General features: G+C 38.1%; 21 protein-coding genes and 1 riboswitch. Of the genes, 18 read left to right on the forward strand and 3 right to left on the reverse strand.

Annotated elements, in window-relative coordinates; all coding sequences use genetic code 11:
* The first annotated feature begins 47 nt into the window (after window positions 1-47).
* The 4 genes from sigF (at window position 48) to EW028_RS00390 (ending at window position 4,370) form a co-directional block, all read left to right on the forward strand.
* Entirely contained in the window at window positions 48-791 is a 744-nt protein-coding gene (gene sigF / locus EW028_RS00375) for an RNA polymerase sporulation sigma factor SigF (RefSeq protein ID WP_283778184.1), read from the forward strand.
* 15 nt (window positions 792-806) lie between these two features.
* Window positions 807-2,255, forward strand: coding sequence for a spore germination protein (locus tag EW028_RS00380; protein WP_131519528.1), 1,449 nt, complete (start codon window positions 807-809; stop codon window positions 2,253-2,255).
* A gap of 224 nt (window positions 2,256-2,479) precedes the next feature.
* Window positions 2,480-3,799, forward strand: coding sequence for a diaminopimelate decarboxylase (lysA, locus tag EW028_RS00385; RefSeq protein ID WP_131519529.1), 1,320 nt, complete (start codon window positions 2,480-2,482; stop codon window positions 3,797-3,799).
* Between the two features lie 199 nt (window positions 3,800-3,998).
* Complete coding sequence (locus tag EW028_RS00390) at window positions 3,999-4,370, forward strand: GNAT family N-acetyltransferase (protein WP_004232192.1); 372 nt, start codon at window positions 3,999-4,001, stop codon at window positions 4,368-4,370.
* Here EW028_RS00390 and EW028_RS00395 read toward each other — a convergent pair.
* Window positions 4,367-4,873 carry a DUF309 domain-containing protein gene (locus EW028_RS00395; RefSeq protein ID WP_131519530.1) on the reverse strand — a complete coding sequence of 169 codons (507 nt, stop codon included), beginning with the start codon at window positions 4,871-4,873 and terminating at the stop codon, window positions 4,367-4,369. The genes EW028_RS00390 and EW028_RS00395 overlap by 4 nt on opposite strands.
* A 55-nt stretch (window positions 4,874-4,928) precedes the next feature.
* On the opposite strand from EW028_RS00395, the gene EW028_RS00400 reads away from it, so the two are divergent.
* The 14 genes from EW028_RS00400 to EW028_RS00465 all read left to right on the forward strand — a co-directional run bounded on the left by EW028_RS00400 (window position 4,929) and on the right by EW028_RS00465 (window position 20,036).
* Entirely contained in the window at window positions 4,929-5,708 is a 780-nt protein-coding gene (locus tag EW028_RS00400) for a segregation/condensation protein A (protein ID WP_131519531.1), read from the forward strand.
* On the forward strand, window positions 5,680-6,273 hold the full coding sequence (gene scpB / locus EW028_RS00405) for an SMC-Scp complex subunit ScpB (RefSeq protein ID WP_131519532.1): 594 nt from the start codon (window positions 5,680-5,682) through the stop codon (window positions 6,271-6,273). Before EW028_RS00400 ends, scpB begins: the two co-directional genes overlap by 29 nt.
* Window positions 6,274-6,346: 73 nt before the next feature.
* On the forward strand, window positions 6,347-7,417 hold the full coding sequence (locus EW028_RS00410; protein ID WP_131519533.1) for a D-alanyl-D-alanine carboxypeptidase family protein: 1,071 nt from the start codon (window positions 6,347-6,349) through the stop codon (window positions 7,415-7,417).
* Window positions 7,418-7,525: 108 nt separating this feature from the next.
* The gene (locus EW028_RS00415; protein ID WP_227744819.1) at window positions 7,526-8,113 is read left to right on the forward strand and encodes an alkaline shock response membrane anchor protein AmaP; all 588 of its coding nucleotides are present in this window, start codon (window positions 7,526-7,528) and stop codon (window positions 8,111-8,113) included.
* A 300-nt stretch (window positions 8,114-8,413) separates the two neighbouring features.
* The gene (locus EW028_RS00420) at window positions 8,414-9,145 is read left to right on the forward strand and encodes a pseudouridine synthase (RefSeq protein WP_131519534.1); all 732 of its coding nucleotides are present in this window, start codon (window positions 8,414-8,416) and stop codon (window positions 9,143-9,145) included.
* A gap of 317 nt (window positions 9,146-9,462) precedes the next feature.
* A complete protein-coding gene (gene resA / locus EW028_RS00425) occupies window positions 9,463-10,002 on the forward strand; it encodes a thiol-disulfide oxidoreductase ResA (protein WP_004232210.1) in 540 nt (179 codons plus the stop codon).
* Window positions 10,003-10,008: 6 nt separating this feature from the next.
* A complete protein-coding gene (gene resB, locus EW028_RS00430; protein ID WP_131519535.1) occupies window positions 10,009-11,685 on the forward strand; it encodes a cytochrome c biogenesis protein ResB in 1,677 nt (558 codons plus the stop codon).
* Window positions 11,682-12,863 (forward strand): c-type cytochrome biogenesis protein CcsB, encoded by a 1,182-nt coding sequence (ccsB, locus tag EW028_RS00435; protein ID WP_048391290.1) that lies wholly within the window; start codon window positions 11,682-11,684, stop codon window positions 12,861-12,863. Before resB ends, ccsB begins: the two co-directional genes overlap by 4 nt.
* 114 nt (window positions 12,864-12,977) lie before the next feature.
* Entirely contained in the window at window positions 12,978-13,694 is a 717-nt protein-coding gene (locus EW028_RS00440) for a response regulator transcription factor (RefSeq protein ID WP_004232215.1), read from the forward strand.
* On the forward strand, window positions 13,687-15,462 hold the full coding sequence (locus EW028_RS00445) for an ATP-binding protein (RefSeq protein ID WP_131519536.1): 1,776 nt from the start codon (window positions 13,687-13,689) through the stop codon (window positions 15,460-15,462). Before EW028_RS00440 ends, EW028_RS00445 begins: the two co-directional genes overlap by 8 nt.
* A gap of 78 nt (window positions 15,463-15,540) precedes the next feature.
* Entirely contained in the window at window positions 15,541-16,074 is a 534-nt protein-coding gene (sigX, locus tag EW028_RS00450; protein ID WP_009370717.1) for an RNA polymerase sigma factor SigX, read from the forward strand.
* Window positions 16,071-17,357, forward strand: a complete 1,287-nt coding sequence (locus EW028_RS00455) for an RNA polymerase subunit sigma (RefSeq protein WP_131519537.1) — start codon at window positions 16,071-16,073, stop codon at window positions 17,355-17,357. The genes sigX and EW028_RS00455 overlap by 4 nt, the downstream gene beginning before the upstream one ends.
* Before the next feature lie 143 nt (window positions 17,358-17,500).
* Window positions 17,501-17,686, forward strand: a riboswitch (FMN riboswitch).
* Between the two features lie 214 nt (window positions 17,687-17,900).
* Complete coding sequence (locus EW028_RS00460; protein ID WP_036080135.1) at window positions 17,901-18,488, forward strand: ECF transporter S component; 588 nt, start codon at window positions 17,901-17,903, stop codon at window positions 18,486-18,488.
* A 201-nt stretch (window positions 18,489-18,689) separates the two neighbouring features.
* On the forward strand, window positions 18,690-20,036 hold the full coding sequence (locus EW028_RS00465; protein ID WP_227744820.1) for a sodium-dependent transporter: 1,347 nt from the start codon (window positions 18,690-18,692) through the stop codon (window positions 20,034-20,036).
* A 589-nt stretch (window positions 20,037-20,625) separates the two neighbouring features.
* On the opposite strand, the gene EW028_RS00470 is transcribed toward EW028_RS00465, so the two are convergent.
* Together EW028_RS00470 and EW028_RS00475 are read right to left on the reverse strand one after the other, a co-directional pair.
* Entirely contained in the window at window positions 20,626-21,012 is a 387-nt protein-coding gene (locus tag EW028_RS00470; RefSeq protein WP_009370722.1) for an STAS domain-containing protein, read from the reverse strand.
* A gap of 38 nt (window positions 21,013-21,050) precedes the next feature.
* On the reverse strand, window positions 21,051-22,748 hold the full coding sequence (locus EW028_RS00475; RefSeq protein WP_131519539.1) for a methyl-accepting chemotaxis protein: 1,698 nt from the start codon (window positions 22,746-22,748) through the stop codon (window positions 21,051-21,053).

Genomic DNA, 22,748 nt, shown 5'->3' on the forward strand with positions numbered 1-22,748 from the left:
TGAAGCCGTTAGAACAGTCGTCCGATAAGCTATTGTCTCAGGAGGAAATGCGTGATTTAATTGCACGCGCACAGCAGGGCGATCATGAGGCTCGTAAACGAATGGTAGAAGGCAATACGAGACTTGTGTGGTCCATTGTTCAACGTTTTACAACGAGAGGTGTTGAGCTTGAGGATTTATTCCAGATTGGCTGCATAGGGCTCATGAAATCTGTGGATAAATTTGATTTAACCTATGATGTGAAATTTTCAACCTATGCTGTACCGATGATCATTGGAGAAATTCAGCGCTTTTTAAGGGATGATGGCATGGTGAAGGTGAGCCGCTCTATTCGTGAGCTCAATTTTAAAATCCGTCATGCTACAGATGAATTTATTAAAAAGAATGAACATCCACCAACCATTCAAGAGCTTGCTCAGGTGCTTGGTGTGACAACAGAGGAAATTGTTACCGCATCCGATGCACTGAGAGACCCTGCCTCTCTTCATGAGCAATTGTATGAGAGTGAAGGGGATTCCATTACACTAATGGATCAAATGAAGGATGAAAAATCGGAGCAACCCTTTGATTACATCCCATTAAAAGAAGTACTAACAAGACTTGAGCCAAGAGAGCAGTCTATCATATATCTTCGCTATTTTTCAGATTGCACGCAAACTGAAATTGCAAATAGATTAGGTATTTCGCAGGTACAGGTTTCCCGTTTAGAGAAAAAAATCCTTGCCCAGCTGAAAAGTTGGATGGCAACAAGTGCAACAGTGGAGCAGGAAGCAATAAAAAAAGACATCTAAGAAAATGGTGACAGCATGACAAATAAATTATTTAACAGCTTAGAAGAAGCCGAAGATTTTCTTATAGAACAATTTGGTGACGGCGAATCGTTTGACGTTGGTATTAAACACTTATTTGTCAAAGATTTGCCGGTCCTTTGTGCATATATTAGTGGGCTTGTAGATGGAGAAGCTTTAACACAGTTACTATCTAGCATGCTTCCAGAAGAGGACATTGAAATTGATGTAGAGGATGAGAAGGAATATTTTGAGTCTTACTTTAATTTCCATGGACGTTCAGAAGAAACAGAGCGTAAAGCCTATTTACTAGCCATTTTAAGTGGACAAGTCACCTTTATTACTAAAAGTGGCTATTGCTATGTTGCGGAGCTTAGAAACTATCCAGGTCGTTCTCCAGAAGAGCCGGATAATGAAAAAGTTATCCGTGGATCAAGGGATGGCTTTACAGAAGGGATTTCTCAAAACACTGCCTTAATACGTAGGCGAATTCGTAATAGTAATCTACGTTTCGAGCTACATAAAATATCCAAAATCGGTCAAACCGACGTGGCGATCGCGTTTATGAAGGATGTTGCCAATGAAGATATGCTCGAAAGTTTACGACAGCGTCTTGGACAAATAAATCATGATGGCTTGACGATGGCCGATAAATCATTAGAAGAATGGCTCTTTAAACAAAAGTTCCACCCAGTTCCATTTGTACGTTATACGGAGAGACCTGATATTGCTGCAGCGCATCTACTTGAAGGGCATATAGCTATATTAGTCGATACTTCTCCATCCGTTATTTTAGTACCTGTTACAGTGTTTCATTTATTGCAGCATGCAGAGGAATATCGTCAAGCACCCACAGTAGGGACGTTCGTACGTTTTATGCGATATTTTGGCTCTGTAATGGGTTTACTTTTATTGCCATTGTGGTATGTATTTGCAACGAATGAATCCCTACTTCCAGATGCCCTCTCCTTTTTAGGTACGGAGGAGAAATCGCATGTACCTTTATTACTACAAATTTTGATTGCAGATATTGGAATAGAATTTTTGAGGATGGCCGCCATTCATACTCCGTCACCACTGTCCACAGCGATGGGGTTGGTTGCGGGGGTAATCATTGGTCAAATTGCCATAGATGTTGGATTATTCTCTTCAGAGGTGGTCCTCTATACAGCGGTGGCAGCCATTCTTATTTTCATTATTCCATCCTATGAGCTTAGTATCTCCATTAAAATTTTTAGGTTACTGTTACTTCTGATGACGGGTCTCTGGGGTGTCAATGGGTTATTTATTGGTTTATTTTTATTGTTTACGTATTTATGTTCATTGCGACCAATGCAGGCACCTTATTTATGGCCGCTTGTTCCATTCTTTCCAACAGCGATGCTTCGTGTCATTATTCGCTTCCCAATGACAGCGGATGCACTAAGACCTTATGTAGTCGCTTCCAAACAGCGAAAAAGATCATAGGAGCCGTTGCACTCGTTTTTTTCATGTGATAAAGTTCACATATAGTATTTTGTGATTTTTGCAAAAATTATTTTCATTCAAGAAAAAGTAAGAACTATACATTTGTTTTTTATAGTTGAGGGAAATAATTTTTTGATGGAATGGTTCTAATATAGTAAAGAACCATTCCACTTTCAAATCGTAAAAATAACAAGATGGAACGATGTGAAAAGGGAGAGATGCACATGCATTTATATGGAACACAAGCGATTTCTGAAGATGGTCATTTAACAATTGGACAGGTAGACACATTAGAGCTAGCAAAAGAGTATGGTACACCACTTTTCGTGTATGATACTGCACTTATTCGTAAGCGTGCGCGTAGCTTTATCGATACGTTTAAAAAACTAGGTGTAAAAGCAGAAGTAGCTTATGCTTCAAAAGCATTTGCATGTGTAGCAGTGTATCAATTAGCAGCAGAAGAAAATTTATCATTGGATGTTGTATCTGGTGGCGAATTATTTACGGCCTTAAAGGCTGGTTTCCCTGCAGAGCGCATTCATTTTCATGGTAACAATAAAAGCATTGCTGAATTAGAGCTAGCTTTTGACTCCAAGATTGGATGTATTGTTGTAGATAATTTCTATGAAATACAGCTTTTAAAAGATATTTCGGAGCGCCGTCAGCAAAAAATGCGTATATTATTACGTGTTACACCAGGTGTGGAAGCACATACGCATGATTTCATCACGACAGGTCAAGCAGATTCAAAATTCGGCTTTGACTTAAACAATGGTCAAGCAGATGAAGCATTCCAACAAACATTTAACCATGAATTCCTAGAGCTTCTTGGTTTACATTGCCATATTGGCTCACAAATTTTTGACACTGCCGGCTTTGGGTTAGCTGGAGAAAAATTGATTGACAAAATTTCTGATTGGAACAAGACTCACGGATTTACATGTACTGTGTTAAACTTAGGTGGGGGCTTTGGTATTCGTTATACTGAAGAAGATGCACCGCTTGAACCACAAGTATATGTAGAGGATATGATTACAGTTGTCAAAAATAAAGCAACTGTTCTTGGACTGAAGATGCCGGAAATTTGGATTGAACCAGGTCGATCACTTGTAGGTGATGCAGGAACATCTCTTTATACAATCGGTTCACAAAAAACTGTGCCAGATGTGCGGAAATATATTGCTGTTGATGGAGGTATGAGCGATAATATCCGTCCCGCATTATACGACGCTAAGTATGAGGCAGTCATTGCAAGTAAGGCGAACGAGCCGAAAGATGAACTTTATACAGTTGCTGGTAAATTATGTGAATCTGGCGATAAATTAATTATTGATGCTAAACTACAAGATGCTGCTTCAGGTGATGTATTAGCCATCTTCTGTACAGGTGCGTATGGTTATTCGATGGCTAGTAACTATAATCGTGTGCCAAGACCTGCAGTTGTATTTGTAGAGGATGGACAGCATCAACTAGCTATTCGCCGCGAAAGTTATGAAGATATTGTGCAAAACGATCTCCCGCTAACTTTAAAAAAGGGTGAGTAAATTTGAGGAAAAATAAGTGGGTATTACTAGCGTCCATTACAACATTTATTTTATTATGGGGCGTAGTCTATTGGGTGTTGGCGTCGAAAGGTATTCTCGGACCTGGTTCGTAAGACAGAAATTGGCTTGCGGTAAAAGTACAAATCGTGTAGGATAGTCAAAGATTATGTACAGCTAGAAAAAGAGGGAATAGACAAATATGTTAATTCGATATAAAAAAGCTTTAGAGAAAATAGCAATGGGGCTACTTTCATTTATGCCTAACGAAAAAGACGTAAAAAAGCTTACAGAAACCATCCACTCCTATGAAAATGACGATAATTGGGTTTTATACTTATGGAAAAAGAATGATGAATATGTTGGCATTGTAGGGCTTGTTGTTGATGAGCATAATATAGCCACAATCCAGCACGTGTCGGTGATCCCTTCCTATAGAGGAGAGGGCGTAGCAACGGAGATGCTTCAAGAAGTGGCGGAACTTGGCCAATATGAAAGTGTACGCGCTACAGATGAAACACGTAGTTTTGTTCAAAAATGTATTCATTGTATCGATGAAAAAGCAGACGATTAACAACGTCTGCTTTTTCTTTGTTTGCTTTCTTGTCGCTCTGCAAGAATATGTGAGCGATCTCGAAGCATATGTTTATGAAGAAGATAATTTGAGCTATTTGATGGCAAAAGCTTTATACGTACTAGGGCTAAATCCAGCAAGTGAGGTGAGAGAGTAAGCTGGAAAGATTGAAAGGACTTGCCCATTTCAATCGAAGTGATAGCTTTTGTTATTTGTGTTAGGAGTTCAAGATAATCAATTTCTTGGAAAAAAACATGCCCTTCATTTACTTGAAAGTTATGAAGTGCTTTTTCTAAAATTCGTTTAGCACCAGTATTGTTACCACGTCGCCAATGATAGAAACCTGTTGCCAGCTGCACATAGCCGACAAGCGGATGCATTTTATCGCCAGGTGCAATTTCCTTCCAATATTCCTCTAGCACTTCATGGCATTCAAAAAAATCTTGATTGCCATTAAAATAGGCACAGTAATCTATAAATAAAGTATGATGCTGTGGATGCATTTTGGACTCCTTTCCACTATACTAAAAGAACATAGAATCTCAGGGTGGTAAAATAATGTCTTATGAAGTAAAATTAGAAGCCTTTTCAGGGCCTCTTGATTTATTATTGCATTTAATTCACAGATTGGAAATTGATATCTATGATATCCCAATGGCTGAAATTACACAACAATATATCGACCATATACATGCAATGCAAGTATTAGAGTTAAATGAAGCAAGTGAATATTTAGTAATGGCAGCAACGTTACTGGCAATTAAAAGCCGCATGTTATTGCCAATTCACGAAGGAGAGATGGAGGACGCAGAATTAGAAGTGGACGGCCCTGACCCTCGTGAAGAACTGGTGCAACGCTTAATCGAATATAAAAAATACAAGGAAGCAGCTAGTAATTTGCAAGAGCTTGAAACAGACCGAGCACAGGTATTTACGAGGCCACCTGCTGATTTAACAGGATTAGCCTCAGAAGAACAGATGGCTTTATTTGATTTGAATGTGAATATCTATGATATGCTTGGAGCATTTCAGAAATTAATGCGTCGCAAAAAATTAAAAAAACCATTAAAAACTACTGTAGCAAGGCAGGAACGATCAGTAAAAGATCAAATGCGCTCTGTTGTGGATTCTTTACGATTAACAGGTGGACGTGCATCATTTTTCGAGCTTTTTCCCTTTGAAGATAAGCCAACACTTATTCTGACGTTTGTATCTCTTCTTGAACTGATGAAACGTCAGGTCGTCATCGTAGAGCAAGATGGTAACTTTGAAGAATTAACGGTTACCTTACAGAAGGAGGAATGGGAAGATGACGAAAACATTGATGTTACAGAGTAGAATTGAAGCCTTATTATTTGTTGTAGGAGATGATGGCTTAACGATTAAACAACTTTCACAACTCTTAGGAGAGCAGGAAGAGCTGATTCTGCAAACAATGAATACCTTGAGAGAAACCTACGAAGAAGATTTAACAAGAGGAATCACGGTGAAAGAAATTGCAGGCGTTTATCAGCTCATTACAAAATCTGAGTTTGCCGATACGATTCAAAGATTAGTAGAAAATCCAACCGCACAATCCTTATCTCAAGCCTCCCTCGAAGTGTTGGCAATCGTGGCATACAAACAGCCCATTACCCGTGTAGCAATAGAAGATTTGCGTGGTGTCAAGTGTGAGCGTCCCATCCAAACATTAGTTTCACGAGGATTAATTAAAGAAGTAGGACGGTCAGAAGGGACTGGACGTGCCATCTTATATGGAACAACCAAAGAATTTTTACATTATTTTGGCTTAAATAGTATAGAAGAAATGCCTCCTCTACCTGAAGAGGATCTTGTTGATACAGAACAAGAAACAGATTTATTTATGACAAAGTTCCAAGAGACATTTAGCGTGGCAAAATAATGGGTATAATGGTTGGCCTTCAACATAAATATAAATCTATAATTTCCTATCACATTGAATAAGGAGTGGCTCGTTGCTTCGGTTATTTCGTTTAACACTGTTTATGATCATTGTGTTAATGGTAATGCTTCCTCAGACTAGCTTTGCAAGAGGAGGAAGCGGCTATGCTGTCTTAGATGGCGATACTGGACGGATTTTAATAGGGTCCAATAGCGATGAACGATTACCTATTGCTAGTCTAACGAAAATTTGGACAGCACTTGTGGCAATTGAAAATAGTGACTTGCAGGATGAAGTTGTAATATCTCCGAAGGCTGCTATGGCTGAGGGAAGCTCTATTTACCTACAGGCTGGTGAAACGGTGACAGTTGAAACGTTATTGTATGGCTTAATGCTGCGTTCCGGCAATGATGCTGCAACAGCTTTAGCCGAACATGTAGGAGGCTCTGTAGAGGGTTTTGTCAAATTAATGAATGAAAGAGCTGTTATTGCAGGTCTTACCAATACCGTCTTTATGAATCCTTCTGGTCTTCATCATGATGAGCATTTATCGTCTGCAAGAGATACTGCTGAGATGTTAAGACTTGCTTTGCAAAATAAAACCTTTGAGAAAATTGCTTCAACGGTACTTTATCGGGCAAATACAGTAAACGGAATGCTATGGGAAAATAAACACCGTCTATTAAGAGAAGGCTCAGGAATGGCGGCAGATATAGATGATGAGACAGAACAGCCTGTTAGTTCCTTAAAGTCAGCCACTGGTACTGCTTTCGCTGGGAAAACGGGCTTTACTAAGGTTGCTGGACGAACACTTGCAACGGCCTTTCAAAAGGACGGGCAAATCTGCATTGTCGTCACATTAAATGAATCAGATGATTGGAATGTACATCGAGGCTTATCTAATAAAGTATGGCAAGATTATAGTCTTGAAACAGTAGTGAAAAAGGGTAAATACAATGTCAATAAAAAGTTAGCTATTCGTTTACAAGAGCCCGTTCGACTACAGTTAAATAAAGAGGAGAAAGAACAAGTGAGGCAAGTATTACATGTTTCAAGGAAACGCCAAGAAGCAGTTTTGTCGATCTTTATAGGAGAAGAACGGATTTATGCAACGCCAGTAAAAGTTGAATCAGCGGATCGTTAAAAACGATTTGCTGATTTTTTTACATTATTTGATCAATTGATGTTAAATTTGGTAAAATGATAATGAGTGTAAAAATTCTTAATTTTCTTAAAAAAGGGGGTGCGGAAATTGAGGAAAGCTTCAATGGAAAGTAATGGTAGGCAAATTCAATTTGGGCTAATCATTATCTTATTTTTATCAAGTTTAATTGTCCCTGTCATTCTACTATATCCAATTCAAGAGATACTATATCGACCAAATGAATTTTATTATTTTGCACCTTATTTTAATGCTTATATTATCTTTATGGTCTCTTTATTTGTCATGGCCCTCGTACTACTAATCAATTATTTGATCATACCTAAAACGAAAAAAAGAAAGAATATTCAACGTGGTCTAGTGTCTACTTCCTTATTAATTGCCTTAGGTTTCATCGCATTAAGCTTTAATACTTATAAATGGATAGATTCAAGCGGTATTCATATGAATCCATTTTTTAGTTTAAAAGTAAATTTTGTCGAGTGGGAAGAAATAGTGAAAGTTGAGCAGGTTAATCTAGAAAAAAGTGGTGTGACAAAGCCTGATCATCTGGTTTTTACAATTCAAGATGGTTCCACAATTGAGGAACCTTTGGCAGGCAACATGGTACTGGCTAAAAACTATATAGCCAATGAGTTAAAGCAGCGTGGCCTAACAATTGAAAATGTATACAAATAAAAGCTGCCGAATGGTAGCTTTTTTTGTGTCAAAATAAACATTTTACAATCGATTCGCATGATTATCAAATGAGTATACTGCTAGTAAACAAAACAAAATCTCGGTTCAAATGTTAAGAAATTAACGAATGAGAAATTAGTCGGAATACTTAATTAAAAAATGTGAAATTTGTTTTTCTTTAATAATGTCTAAAAGTATGACATAATTTTCACAGATTAGCGGGAAAAATAACCCTATTCATTGGATCGAAATCGAATGATGACGAACGTGTCAATGTGAAAGAAAACTAGAGGTGAAGAAATGGAAAGATTACAAAAGGTCATTGCCTATGCAGGCGTTGCGTCAAGGCGCAAGGCAGAGCAATTGATTTTAGAAGGTAAAGTTAAAGTAAATGGTGTAGTGGTTCGTGAGTTAGGAACAAAGGTATCTAATTCCGATACAATTGAAGTAGAAGGTGTGAAATTAGAAAAAGAAGATAAGGTATATTTCTTACTTTACAAACCACGTGGAACAATTTCTGCAGTTACAGACGATAAAGGACGCAAAACTGTCACAGATTTATTTCATCATATTCCGCAACGTATTTTCCCAGTTGGTCGTCTTGATTATGATACATCTGGATTATTGCTATTGACAAATGATGGAGAATTTTCCTATATGTTGACACATCCGAAATTTAAAATTGACAAAACATATATCGCTCGTGTCAAAGGTGTGCCAACAATTGAAGGACTTAAAAAGCTTCAACGTGGGATCAAATTAGAAGATGGTAAGACAGCACCTGCTAAGGTAAGCATGACATCTTTCGATGAAAAAGCGGGCAAAGCTATTTGCGAAATTACGATTCATGAAGGGCGCAATCGCCAAGTTCGTCGTATGTTTGAAGCGATTGGAACACCCGTTGTTAAATTAAAACGCGAACGCTTTGCTTTCTTAGATTTATTTGGCCTTACTCCAGGAGAATACCGTGAATTATCAAAGCATGAAGTAAAGCAACTACGTGTGTTAGCAGAAACAGGAAAGCTTGATTAATGCAATTTTGCCAGAAGAAAGTGTGGATACCACAAGAGGTATTTGGATGTTTACACTTTCTTTGTGGTGAAATCGTTCATAAATCATTCATAATTAATAGCTAAGTGTTTTTGTATCATTTTGCTATAATAGGTGAGAATAGTACACCTAGTAGCAGTTTGTTCAAAAAAGCTGTAACACATTTAATCCGGTATTGTTGACGTCAATGTGAAAGAAGCTTTTACATATTTATAGACGTATAGAGAGTGAAAAAGTTCTATTTGTTTCTTCAATATGTAAAAGCAACGCAAGCCGTAATTGATAGGGGGTTTATTAACTTGGAGAAAAAGAAAAAACGTCTTGTACTGCGAACTGTCATTTTAGCTGTGTTAGCGTTGGCAATCGGGTACACAGTATATGGAACAGCAACAAAGGAAAAAGTAGAGTTAGTAGCAGTAGGCTCTGAGGCACCTGACTTCACGTTAGTAGATTTAAACGGTGAAAAACATAAATTGTCGGATTATAAAGGGCAAGGGGTATTTTTAAATTTCTGGGGAACTTGGTGTAAGCCTTGTGAGAAGGAAATGCCCGCAATGGACAATCAGTATCAAGAATTTAAAGATCACGGTGTACAAACATTAGCTGTCAATATTGCTCAAACAGATTTTGAAGTACAGAATTTTGTCGATCGATATGGGTTGTCATTTCCAGTAGTTATCGACAAAACAAAAAGTGTTATGACTGCTTATAATGTAGGACAATTACCTGCAACAGTGTTAATTGATCCAGAAGGCAAAGTGGCCAAAATTATTACAGGTGAAATGACGGAGAAAGATATTGCTTCGTACATGGAATTAGTGAAGCCAAATAAGGAGTAAATGACGATGGAAAAAATCATTTGTGCTTGTGGTCATAGTAATCCATACGGCACGAAGCTTTGTGAGAAATGTGGTCGTCCTTTAACCGAAGAAGAAAAACAAAATAAAGTTGTTGATATGCGCTATGATGGTATGGCCATTCGCTCCAAAACATATAACAAATCATTTGTTGATAAAATATGGAATTTCTTCTCAAGTGTTAAAGTTGGTATATCCTTAATTATTATCACATTAATTGCTGCTTCAGTCGGAACATTACTACCGCAAGAGTTTTACGTAAAAGCTTCTGATATGGAGAAGGGGGCTTATTACGCAGACGTATATGGTACATTCGGTAAAATCTATTATACGTTGGGGCTTTCGGATTTATATAGCTCATGGTGGTTCCAGATTTTAGTTGGTATGCTAGCAGTTTCAATTATAGTGGCAAGTCTTGACCGAGGCATTCCACTTTATAAATCATTAAAGAATCAACGTGTTAAAAGACATGAAAGCTTTATGAAGCGTCAGCGCATTGTTGCAGAAGGACAAGTGTCAGCGAGTGCGGAGGAAACGCTTGATAAAGTGGCTCAAAAAATGACTGAGATGAAGTATTCTGTTCGTCGAGATGGTAGCGCTCTCTTAGCTGAAAAAGGACGCTTTTCTCGTTACGGTCCGTACATAAACCATGTAGGTCTCATCATTTTTTTAGGTGGGGTCATGCTACGTCTAGTTCCAGGCTTCTATGTTGATGAATCGATATGGGTGCGTGAAGGTGAAACACGAGCTATCACTGGAATGGAAGGCTATTTCATTGAAAACCGTGACTTTATTTTAGAAACACATGATAATACACCTCAAGGTGAGCAAGTTAAACAGGGTGTGAATGTAGTGGCAAAAAACTTCCAGACCGATATTACACTTTACAAGCAACCTGAAGACGCATTACCTGGGGATACGGAAAATCTAGAAAAAGTAAAAGACTATTCTATTCGTGTAAACCATCCTTTGAAAGAAGATGGCTTTGCCCTTTACCAGATGGATTATCGTCTAAATGAATTAAAACAGATGAACTTTGAATTAATTAATAAGACGACAGAGAAATCATTAGGTAAGGTAGAGATTGATTTAACAAATCCTAAAAAAGAGTATGATTTAGGGAATGGTTCATCCGTTCAAATTCTTGTCTATACACCTGATTTTGATGGATTTGAAAATGGGGAACCTCAGACTAAAACGTCTATTCCAAATAATCCTGCATTTTTATTTAAAATGACTACACCAGAAACTCCTGAAGGAGAAGTAAGCTTTGTTGAAATTATGCAGCCTCCTTTAGAACCACTGGGTGAAAATAAATACAGAATGAAATTTGCTAGTGCAGAGATGCGTGATATGTCAGGTATTACGGTGCGAAAAGATAGTACCATCCCTATTCTGTTTGTTGGTGGGGTCATCTTTATGATCGGTGTTGCCATTGGCTCTTACTGGAATCATCGTCGTTTATGGCTTCAAGTGGAGCCAGACGGCCGTGTGTTAATGGCTGCCCATGTCAACAAAAATATGTTCAGCATGAAAAAGGATTTAGATGCTGTTACAACATTTGCTGCATTGCCTCCGTATAAAGATCAGTTAGAGAAAGATGAGGCTAGCGAAGAGTCCACTACTGGTGGCATTAAAGAAAAGGAAGGTGACAACACCTTATGAGTTTGATTGACTTAAGTGGAAACTTACTATTTGTAGCGTTTATTGCTTATCTAGTTGCGACATTATTATTTGGTGGTTCAATTAAGCAAGGTAATGCTACTGGTAAAAATACTGGCAAATGGGGCAAGCTTGCCATTGTGGTTACTATAATTGGTTTCCTATCACAGCTTGGCTATTTTATTACGCGTTGGATATATACAGGACATGCGCCAGTAAGTAATATGTTCGAATTTACAACTGCCTTTGGTATGTTCATTGTCGGCGCGTTTATCTTAATTTATTTTATTTATCGTTTGACGGCACTTGGATTAGTGGCATTGCCTGTTGCGCTTTTGATTATTGCTTATGCAGCAATGTTCCCGAAAGAAGTAAGTCCTTTAGTGCCTTCATTACAAAGTCATTGGTTAACAATTCACGTTATTACAGCAGCATTAGGGCAATCTATTTTAGCCATTAGTGCTGTGGCAGGACTTATTTACTTATTAAAAGTAGTAGATTTAACAAAGCCCTCTAAACAACGTTTTTGGTTAGAAGCCGTTATGTACTGTCTTGTAGTCGTTGTTGGATTTGTCGCGGTAACATCTACATTTAGTGCGATGGATTACGAGTCTAGCTATAATTATGTGGATAAAGAAGGAACTACTCGTAAAATTATTTACAATTTACCTCCAGTATTCGGTATGAATGAATATGAAGTGATAGAAGAACATGGCATGTCGCCATTAGTAGAAATGCCAGCGTTAATTAATGCAAAAAAATTAACAACCGTTGTTTGGTCATTACTGGTAGGATCTGTGTTGTATTTATTAATTCGTTTAATTGCTCGCCGTCGAATTAGTGCCATTTTCCAACCACTTGTTAAACGTGTCAATTTACAATTACTTGATGAAATTGGTTATCGTTCAGTGCTGATTGGTTTCCCTGTATTCTCCCTTGGTGCTTTAATCTTTGCGATGATTTGGGCACAAATTGCTTGGAGTCGTTTCTGGGGTTGGGATCCAAAAGAAGTATGGGCTCTTATTACATGGTTATTCTATGCAGCATTCCTGCATTTACGTCTATCAAAAGGCTGGGAAGGTCGAAAATCTGCTTGGTTAGCACTAATTGGTTTTGGGATTATTTTATTCAACCTAATTGCTGTTAACTTAATTCTTGCAGGTTTACACTCCTACGCGTAACCTGTGAAGCAACAAGCCTTTTCGCTGTAGCGAAGAGGCTTTCTTTTCTTTTCAATATGTGTCACACCATGTACAATAGAAGTTAGAGAAAGATGGAAGAGAGGGATCGTGAAAGTGTCAGAAAATATTTCAGTATTAGTAGTAGATGACGAGGATCGTATTCGCCGCTTATTAAAAATGTATCTTGAGCGAGAAGGATACCTTGTTGACGAGGCCGAAAATGGAGAACAAGCGATCGAGAAATCTTTAGAAAAAGAATATCACTGTATTTTACTTGATATTATGATGCCTGAAAAAGATGGGCTAGAGGTGTGTGCAGAAATTCGAGAGCGCGCAGCAACACCTATTATTTTATTAACTGCTAAAGGCGAAGAAGCGAACCGTGTACAAGGCTTTGAGCTTGGTGCAGATGACTATATCGTTAAACCATTTAGTCCTCGTGAGGTTGTGTTACGTGTGAAGGCTATTCTACGTCGTTCACAGGCTTTCTCACCAACGACTAATGCATCTTCTTCAAAAGATTTAGTGGTGTTCCAACACTTAATGATTGATCATGATGCACACCGTGTGACTGCAGAGGGCATTGAGGTTAATTTAACACCGAAAGAGTATGAATTGCTGTACTTTTTAGCGAAATCGCCAGACAAAGTATTTGACCGTGAACAACTACTAAAAGAGGTATGGCATTATGACTTCTTTGGTGATTTACGTACAGTGGATACACATGTAAAACGTTTACGTGAAAAACTCAACCGAGTTTCTGAAAACGCTGCTAAAATGATTGTGACGGTTTGGGGCGTTGGATACAAATTTGAGGTTGTCAATGAATAGAATATGGAATAGTGTTGTCGGGAAGCTATGGGTAACCATATTGCTTCTCGTTTCATTTGTATTATTTGTTTTCACGGTATTAATGCTGGAATTTCTTCAAAATTACCATATGCAGCAAGCAGAAATTTCATTGCGACAAACAGCAGCAACAGTAGCAAGTATAGTAGATGACAATGAAACAGCCGAATCTACCTCGGAATTATTAAAAGATATTTTACCTACAGGGACCAATGCATTGATCGCTATCAGTCATGTTGAAGTGTCCTTTGCGATGCAAGAGGGTGTCAACAAAAAAGAAATACAAGATACTATTTTAGCCAATAAATCTTTTCATGAAGTGTTTCAATCAGATGAACCGATTATTAAAGAAATGATGATGCCTTCTTCAACTGATCAAGAAAAGATGGAATCTTATGTCGTACTTGGTTTTCCCCTAAATGTTGAAAATGCAGTACATGGAGCTGTCTTCATCTACCAAAGCCCAGATGCGTTACATAAAACGTCTAAGGAAACAACGAAAATTGTCTTTTTAGCAGCCTTCATTGCATTTGTGTTGACGACATTCTTCGCATTCTTCCTTTCTTCACGGATAACTTCGCCATTAAGAAAAATGCGTGAATTAGCTTTTGAAATTGCAAAAGGGAATTTTGAAGCGAAAATGCCCACTACTCAAAATGATGAAATTGGTCAGCTTGCCGTTGCCTTCAACCAAATGGGCCGTCAATTAAAGCATAATTTAGAGGTTATCAATCAAGAAAACGAACAGCTTTCTAATATTTTGACATCTATGACAGATGCAGTGATAACATTTAATCGGGATCGTACAATATTATTAAGTAATCCACCAGCTGAACGTCTAATGCAAAAATGGTTTGTGAATAAAGGCTCACAAAGTGCAAAACCTATTCCGCCAGAGCTGTATCATATGCTTGATCATGTACTGATGTTTGAGGATAAACTAGAAGAGGAAATTGAAATGGATGGCAGCTATTATACATTTACTATTAGTCCTCTATATAGTGGTGAAATGATACGTGGCGCTGTGGCTGTTATTCGTGATATGACTGAACAGCATCGCTTGGAAAAACTAAGATCCGATTTTATTGCCAATGTCTCTCATGAGCTTCGAACACCGATTGCCATGCTTCAAGGTTACTCGGAAGCATTAATGGATGATGATTTTATTCAGGATCAGGAAGAGCGAAATGAGATTACCAAAATTATTTATGATGAATCGAAGCGAATGGGTCGCCTTGTGACAGATCTATTAGATTTGGCACGCATGGAATCAGGGCATATGACGCTTTATAAAGATGAATTACCAATTAATTCTACATTCGAACGTATTACACAAAAGTTTGCACAGGTAGCAAAAGAAAAGCATGTTCGTCTGTTGTTTGAAAGTGAATTTAATGACGAGGCCATGATTAATATAGATGAGGATCGCATTGAACAAGTGCTTACAAATTTAGTCGACAATGCCCTGAGACATACAGATGAAGGGTCTGTAACTGTGAAAATAGAGCAGGAGCCGACATTTGCTAAAATATCTGTTCAAGATACAGGACATGGCATTCCTCAAGAGGACTTACCCTATGTCTTTGAACGTTTTTATAAAGCCGATAAGGCACGTACTCGTTCCAAGGGTGGAACTGGTCTTGGCTTAGCCATTGCTAGAAATATTGTGAAGGCTCACTCAGGTAATATAATGGTAGACAGTGTGTTGAAAGAGGGTACGACCTTCACGTTTTATTTACCGTTCGATTAATAACAAGTATTGCTATTAATTGGCTGTAACTTCTATGAATGTAAGACGACAAATATTATAGAACGGGGGTGGAGTGCTTTGAATGACTCCGTGTTCCATCGACTATACGATGCATATCACCAAGACGTGTTTCAGTTTTTAATATATTTAGTAAAAAACCGTACACTTGCCGAAGATTTAGCACATGAAGTTTATGTACGAGTGTTGCGCTCATACGATCAATTTGCAGGCAATAGTAGTGAGAAAACTTGGCTATTTGCTATTGCTAAAAATGTAGCGATTGATCATTTTAGAAAGCAAGCTGTACGTCAAAAGCATTCACATGATTTCTTTGACTGGGAAACGGAACAGCTCCATTCAACCACACCATCACCGGAAGATATGCTACAGGCCAGTGATGAATTTATGCAGGTAGAATCAGCACTTGAAAACTGTACAGGCGACCAAAAAATGGTCATTATTATGCGCTATTTTCAAGATTTATCGATTGCAGAAACAGCGCAAATACTAGATTGGACAGAAGCTAAGGTAAAAACGACCCAGCATCGAGCCATTAAATTTTTAAGGCAACAGCTACAGCCGATTAGAGAACAGGAGGCGAAACGGCAATGACGTATAAGCCATTTGATGATGAACAGCTTGAACATGTCTTGAACAATGCCCCTAAGCTTTCTGACCGCCGTTCAAAAGAAGAAATATTAAATCGGTTAATGGCAGATGCTCGCTTGCAGGATAATAGTCACCTTCAAGAAGCGATACAACAACCCATAGAGAATGAAGAAGCACAACAAGAAAGTAAACCTTTAATTCAAGATGAACGACCATCACGATTTAAGTTCCGTAAAATGCCGATTTTTACGAGTGTAGCAGCAGTTTTCGCGATAACGGTACTCGTTGGCTTCATGTTGATGAATAATGACGCTAGCCAAAAAGATTTAGCTAGTACGCCAGAAACGGCTAATTACTCTACGTTACAGGAAGATCGTTCTGCCAAAGAAGCAGCTACCCAGGATGAGGCACTTCAATCCAGTATTGTATCGGAGCATGAGCGTATGTTATCTTTACGGTCATCTGTCTATGAGGAAGATGTGAAAGATGCTGTCGTATTTCGTATTGGTTTGGCAGGACGCGATGCAGAAAGTGTTCCAATGACATATGTGATACCAAATGAGCGTGTAGCAACTGATTTTGGAACAGAAAAACCTTCTACCTTACAGATGTATGAAAAATATGCTCCTCAAATAGATGAAGAAGCCAAAGGGTTTACGGATTATCATCCATTTAAAGGTGAACTGAAGGAGAAGGAAGACAAGCTTGTCCACGTTTTACCAAAGGACAATGACTATGATATTGCATCAGCTACCGTTAATGAGTACAAAGGGACTTTAGAGGATACCTTCTCGGATTCTGAATATACGGAAGTTGAGATTCAAAATGAAGATGGCACACCTTATGAGTTTTCTCAAGAGGGTGAGCCAAGTCAAGCCATGTCATTAACAAACGCCAAGCATTTTAATTATTACTTATACCAAGATGAGAATGGGGCAGAATATCTGTCACCAGATTTCCGTCAAACATTTGCTAATGTTACAGAAGCACTTACACTAATGAAAAACAAAAATGATGATGTTTATGTAACAGTGGTTCCTGAAAACGTAACATATACCGTGAAAGAGGAAGCGGAAGGTGTAGTCGTAACATTCGACATTCCCTTAGATTTAGCATCGATGGAGCCAATTCGCGCTACCCAATTGATTGAAGCGATGATGTTAACTGCTGCTAGCTTTGACCAACAATTACGCTTAGATAATGTGGTCCAAGAAAGTTGGGAAGGATTCGATTTAAAAAATTATTTGCCAAAGCCTGTGGGGCCAAATAAACAATATATGCCTTAGGCAGAATCAAAAATGGAGCATTCCTGTAACATGGAATGCTCCATTTTTACAATACATACAAATCTAATCGGATTTTTTTAAGCAGAACTGTTTACTTTTTCTTGATAATTAATTATAGTAAGGTTGTAGTATAAAATAATATGATTCATCTTCGGGGCAGGGTGAAAATCCCGACCGGCGGTAATAGAGTGGTGAACCGTTAATGTTTCCATTAACTCGAATGGTTTATGCTTCGCTCTTCAGCCCGCGACCTGTGCAAATTTATTTGCATGGCTGACTTGGTGTGATTCCGAGGCCGACAGTTAAAGTCTGGATGGGAGAAGATGGAGGTACGATCGTCATTCATTGTTATGAAATAAACTATAAACGAGCGCTTTTTTGTATGGCTTTTTAAACGGTGCTCAAAAATAGTTTAAATTGACGCTTATTCGTCATGCCTTTCTCCCTTGTGCTCTTCATGCATAAGGGTTTTTTGTGCTAACATTGAAAGATCGTCACCTTTCTTCTTGCGAGATTGAATCAGCAAAGAGGAGAGAGTTTTCTATGAAGAAAAATGTTAAACTTCAATCGTTTATTACGATTGGCATGCTGAGCAGTATTTCGTTTTTATTAATGCTTTTTAATTTTCCAATTCCACCATTTCCAGCATTCTTGGAAGTCGACTTTAGTGATATGCCTGCATTAATAGCAGCCATCACAATGGGGCCTGTAGCTGGTATTTTAGTAGAATTATTTAAAAATGTATTGGATTGGATTTTCTCTGGAACGCCAACAGGTGTGCCAGTAGGTCATATTGCCAACTTTGCAACAGGTATTTTATTTATTTTGCCAGTAAGCCTTATTTTTAATCGCTTTAAAACAATTGCTGGTCTTGTTGGAGGTTTAGCGACAGGAACAGTCGTAATGGCAGTAGGCATGAGTATTTTAAACTACGCTGTATTTTTACCGATGTACACATACTTCTTAGGAATGGAACCTGTTGTAGGTGACTCACTTTATAAAATGATTATCGCTGGGATTTTACCATTTAACATTGTAAAAGGTATTTTATTAACGGCTATTATGGCGTTTTTATTTACTACTATGCGCAAGTGGATCGACCGCCAGCGTTCTATCTATATAACAAAATAATTTTTACTAACCTCGGGTGAACATACCTGAGGTTTTTTGTTGGAAGGAATGATGGATAGAGAAAGGTGTGAAGAATAATAAATATAGAAAAAAGTAATAGGGTAAAACAGCTAACTAGTACTTTATAAGTATAATCTAGTCGAAAGCTATATTTTCATGTAAAATAGAGAAGAGTTTAGAATGTTTGAGGAGTTTGAAGAGATGAGTGGAAAAAAAGGACAGTGGTCTAGTAAATTAGGTTTTATTTTAGCATCAGCTGGTGCGGCGATCGGACTAGGAGCAATTTGGAAACTTCCCTATGTAACGGGACAAAGTGGTGGAGGAGCATTTTTCCTTATCTTTGTGTTATTTACCTTGTTAATAGGACTACCAATGTTATTGTCCGAGTATGTGTTAGGACGTGGTACACAATCCGAGGCTGTAACAGCGTATAAAAAAATTGCCCCAACTAAGCCAGGCTGGGCTTGGATTGGTCGAATGGGCGTGCTAGGCTGTTTTTTATTATTAACTTTTTATAGCGTAGTCGGAGGTTGGATCTTTATTTATAGCGGGCTAGGTGTAGCTGGCGCGGTAATTGATCCAGCAGTAGATCCAGCTGAATTATTTGGAAAAATTATAGGCACGCCATGGATTACACTAGTTGGTCTAGTGTTGTTTACATTAGCCAACGTACTTGTGATTTCATTAGGTGTACAAAATGGGATTGAAAAAGCCAATAAATGGATGATGCCGTTACTTTTCATAATGTTCATTGTCCTTGTTGTGCGTGCTGTTACATTAGATGGGGCAATGGAAGGGGTAAAATTCTTCTTATGGCCTGATTTCTCGAATATTACGGGTAAGGCATTATTAGAAGCCCTCGGGCAATCGTTCTTTGGGTTAGCAGTTGGCTTTTCTTGTCTAGTTACATATAGCTCTTATCTAAAAAAAGATGTCAGTCTTCCGAATTCAGCAGGTTCTGTAGTGTTGTTAACCGTGCTCGTTTCATTTTTAGCAGGTTTAGCGATTTTCCCTGTTGTGTTCGCCTTTGATTTAGAGCCAGCAGCGGGTCCAGGTTTGCTATTTATGGTACTACCAACAGCATTTAGTCAAATGCCATTCGGTGAAGTGTTTTTAGCCATGTTTTTATTGCTATTTTTATTTGCTACATTAACGTCATCATTTAGTTTATATGAGATTATCGTCGCAGCATTTATGGAGCATAGTCAGAAATCCCGTCCCATGTGGACACTTATACTTGGTATAGTCGTATTTATTGCAGCTATTCCAGCAGCGCTTTCTTCGAGTGTTTTATCGGATATAATGATTTTCGAGAAAAGTATCTTTGATGCAACCGATTTTTTAGTGTCGAATATCATGCTTCCGCTAGGGAATTTATTCATTGCTATTTTTATTGCCTATGTAGTAGATAAAGAATTTGTGAAGAGAGAATTGCTAACGGGTAGTCAAATGGGACAAGGGTATTATTCGACATATCGTATGTTAATGCTAGTTGTTGTACCGTTTATCATTCTAGTTGTGTTTGTTAATATGCTACTGCAGTATTAAAGAAAAAGAAAAGGGTGTATTCCATAATAGGAAATACACCTTTTCTTAGTGTTACAAAACAAAACAAAACAGTCAATTGAAAGGTAGAAATGGATTTCTGTTGCTGGCTGCATGCTTTTCTATGGACGAGCGCCGAACTGCTTCCGCTCCATGTAGGGGCTCGCCTGTCTAGTTATCCCATGGAAGTCAAATACCTTCCACTTCAATCCAAAAAACTAATCTTTTTAGCGAAGGTTTTATAAAGTATAAGAGTTCATTACTCTTTATGAAGAGGTGTTGTCACTCAGCACTTCACTTCACTTCACCACATTGAAAATAAGAGCCTATCTCCTCTAAGAATACAGATAATGGGTAGATTTGATCGCTATGCTACTATGAGGTAAAGCCTGCTTTGTAGAATGGTTGATAGCGTCACTCCTATGGGATTTAACGGCTCATCGGACGCCCTCCTGGAAAGGACGCTGGCAGAACGGAAATCAACCTCTCGCCTTGTAAAGTTACTATTTCTACCGTTGACATCTTCTTTTTTAACAACATAAAAAGGTGTATTCCGTTAATAGGAATACACCTTTTATTATGCTTATAGAGATTAATAATCGTTAAGTGATAGTTCACCTAGCCAATCTTCTTTAATAATCTTCCTTGCTTGTTCTTCACTTTCGGCAATAGGGAATACTTTATCAACCTGTGAAATAGCGAATAAGTTGCGAATGAAATCATCGACGACAATAATGGCGATTTTCTTATCTTTTACAGACACCTTCTTAGCAAAATTAACGATCATCCCGAATCCAGTACTATCAATATTTGTTACCCTTTGCATATCGATAATGTATCCGTGTTTTGTGTCTAAGCTAAGTGTTTGCAGCTCTGACTTTATTTCTTCAATCATCCCGTATTCTAAATCGCCTGTAAACGCAATCACAATATAATCAGCCTTTGTGTCAATATTCATTGCAATTTTCTTCTGATTCATCCTATAGCGCCTCCATTTTTCTTTTCTTGTTTGGGGATTTATTCAAACTTAAATTTATTCACTTCATTTTGTAATTTATCAGCAATTGATGATAACTCATCTGAGCTTTGTGTAATTTCGGCAACAGTCGCATATTGCTCTTCTGAGGTTGCGGCAATCTCTTCTGTAGCTGCTGCAGCGTCCTCGATGATGCGAGAAATATCTTGAATGGCTTGTTGCACATCTAGGGAGTTGTCGTTAACATGTGTAAATGCCACTTTCATTTGTTCGACACCTTCTTCAGTTTCGACCACTTTCTCCACGATTTCTTTTAAGGCACTTCCACCTTTATTAATGATCGTTACTTGCTCCTCAACAGCTAGTAAATTACTTTCCATTGTCCGTACAGTCACAGAAGTTTCCGCTTGGATATCATTAATAAGATTAGTAATTTGTCCAGCTGCTAAACTTGACTGTTCAGCTAACTGACGAACCTCTGATGCAACGACAGCAAAACCTTTTCCTTGATCACCTGCTCGTGCCGCCTCGATGGCCGCATTGAGTGCTAACAGATTTGTTTGTTCTGCGATGCCAGTAATAACGGTAATAATACCACCAATTTCTTCTGAGCGCTTTCCTAATTTTTGGATAGAATCAGTTGCATAAGACACTGTTTTCGTAACATCACTTAGATGCATAATCGCTTCGGTGATGGCTTCTTCTCCTTTACGTGCGATATGAGTGGACTCGATAGCACTGTTTAAAGTGATTTCGGCTTTTTGTAAGCTCTTTGATACTTCCTCAATCGTTTTTTGCATCATTGAAACTATTCGTTCAGCCTGATCAGATTGAGTGGTAGTACCAACGGCGATTTCATTCATTGTTAGTGCAATCTGATTAGATGCTTCGCTTGTTTGATGAGATGATTCTGCCAAAGTGTGTGACGACTTTGCAATTTGATGTGCACTACCAGCCACAATCTTTATCGTCTCTGTTAAATGATTTTTCATACTACTAAATGCACGTGCTAATTCAGCGATTTCGTCTTTGCCTTTAGGGTTTAACAGTTTAACATTTAAATTTAGGTCTGCTAGTTCCTTGGCATTGGTACTTAGAATGTTAATAGGATTAACAATTTGCTTTTGTAAGAACCAACTAATTCCTCCGATCATTACAATGGCGATCACTAAGGAAATCGCTACATTCTCCAGTGCAGATTTTGTGGCAATGCCTATATAAGGAGCGGTAGGGACAGCGGTTGCCCATACACCGATAACCTCGCCTTGACTATTTACAATCGGATCATAGGCTGCTTGATGCAAACTTCCTAAGACATTGGCAGAACCGATAAAGCGTTTTTTTTCTCCCAGTACAACAGTAGCAACCTCGTCAGAAACCTTTGTATTTAAAGCGCGTTGACCATTATCCACTATATTGGTACTTATACGCGTATCGTTTTGAAAGATGGATACAGCATTTCCATTTGTGAGTTCTCCAACTTTATCAGCTACCTCAAAGTTTTCTACCATATTGATATCGCCCTTATAGAGTTGGTTGTTTTTAATGGACCATTCTCCAGGATATTTAGCGTCTAAATATTCATAGCTCAACTGTATATCTGATAAAAGCTTTGTATCAGCACTTTCTAATAGATTGTTCTTGGCAACAAAAAAATTGACTCCTGCTAAAAGGGAAGTAAGTAAAATAATACAACCAAATATAAGCAGATTCATTTTCTTTCGTATAGATAACTTCAT

It is taken from the genome of Lysinibacillus sp. OL1, assembly GCF_004332175.1.
Classification (GTDB): Bacteria; Bacillota; Bacilli; order Bacillales_A; family Planococcaceae; genus Lysinibacillus; species Lysinibacillus capsici.

What these genes read in the sequence shown, in the direction of transcription:
- sigF (WP_283778184.1), top strand. Translation starts at nt 48, where the DNA reads ATGCGTGATTTAATTGCACGCGCACAGCAGGGCGATCATGAGGCTCGT.
- EW028_RS00380 (WP_131519528.1), top strand. Translation starts at nt 807, where the DNA reads ATGACAAATAAATTATTTAACAGCTTAGAAGAAGCCGAAGATTTTCTT.
- lysA (WP_131519529.1), top strand. Translation starts at nt 2,480, where the DNA reads ATGCATTTATATGGAACACAAGCGATTTCTGAAGATGGTCATTTAACA.
- EW028_RS00390 (WP_004232192.1), top strand. Translation starts at nt 3,999, where the DNA reads ATGTTAATTCGATATAAAAAAGCTTTAGAGAAAATAGCAATGGGGCTA.
- EW028_RS00395 (WP_131519530.1), bottom strand. Translation starts at nt 4,873, where the DNA reads ATGCATCCACAGCATCATACTTTATTTATAGATTACTGTGCCTATTTT.
- EW028_RS00400 (WP_131519531.1), top strand. Translation starts at nt 4,929, where the DNA reads ATGTCTTATGAAGTAAAATTAGAAGCCTTTTCAGGGCCTCTTGATTTA.
- scpB (WP_131519532.1), top strand. Translation starts at nt 5,680, where the DNA reads ATGACGAAAACATTGATGTTACAGAGTAGAATTGAAGCCTTATTATTT.
- EW028_RS00420 (WP_131519534.1), top strand. Translation starts at nt 8,414, where the DNA reads ATGGAAAGATTACAAAAGGTCATTGCCTATGCAGGCGTTGCGTCAAGG.
- resB (WP_131519535.1), top strand. Translation starts at nt 10,009, where the DNA reads ATGGAAAAAATCATTTGTGCTTGTGGTCATAGTAATCCATACGGCACG.
- ccsB (WP_048391290.1), top strand. Translation starts at nt 11,682, where the DNA reads ATGAGTTTGATTGACTTAAGTGGAAACTTACTATTTGTAGCGTTTATT.
- EW028_RS00445 (WP_131519536.1), top strand. Translation starts at nt 13,687, where the DNA reads ATGAATAGAATATGGAATAGTGTTGTCGGGAAGCTATGGGTAACCATA.
- EW028_RS00455 (WP_131519537.1), top strand. Translation starts at nt 16,071, where the DNA reads ATGACGTATAAGCCATTTGATGATGAACAGCTTGAACATGTCTTGAAC.
- EW028_RS00460 (WP_036080135.1), top strand. Translation starts at nt 17,901, where the DNA reads ATGAAGAAAAATGTTAAACTTCAATCGTTTATTACGATTGGCATGCTG.
- EW028_RS00465 (WP_227744820.1), top strand. Translation starts at nt 18,690, where the DNA reads ATGAGTGGAAAAAAAGGACAGTGGTCTAGTAAATTAGGTTTTATTTTA.
- EW028_RS00470 (WP_009370722.1), bottom strand. Translation starts at nt 21,012, where the DNA reads ATGAATCAGAAGAAAATTGCAATGAATATTGACACAAAGGCTGATTAT.
- EW028_RS00475 (WP_131519539.1), bottom strand. Translation starts at nt 22,748, where the DNA reads ATGAAGTTATCTATACGAAAGAAAATGAATCTGCTTATATTTGGTTGT.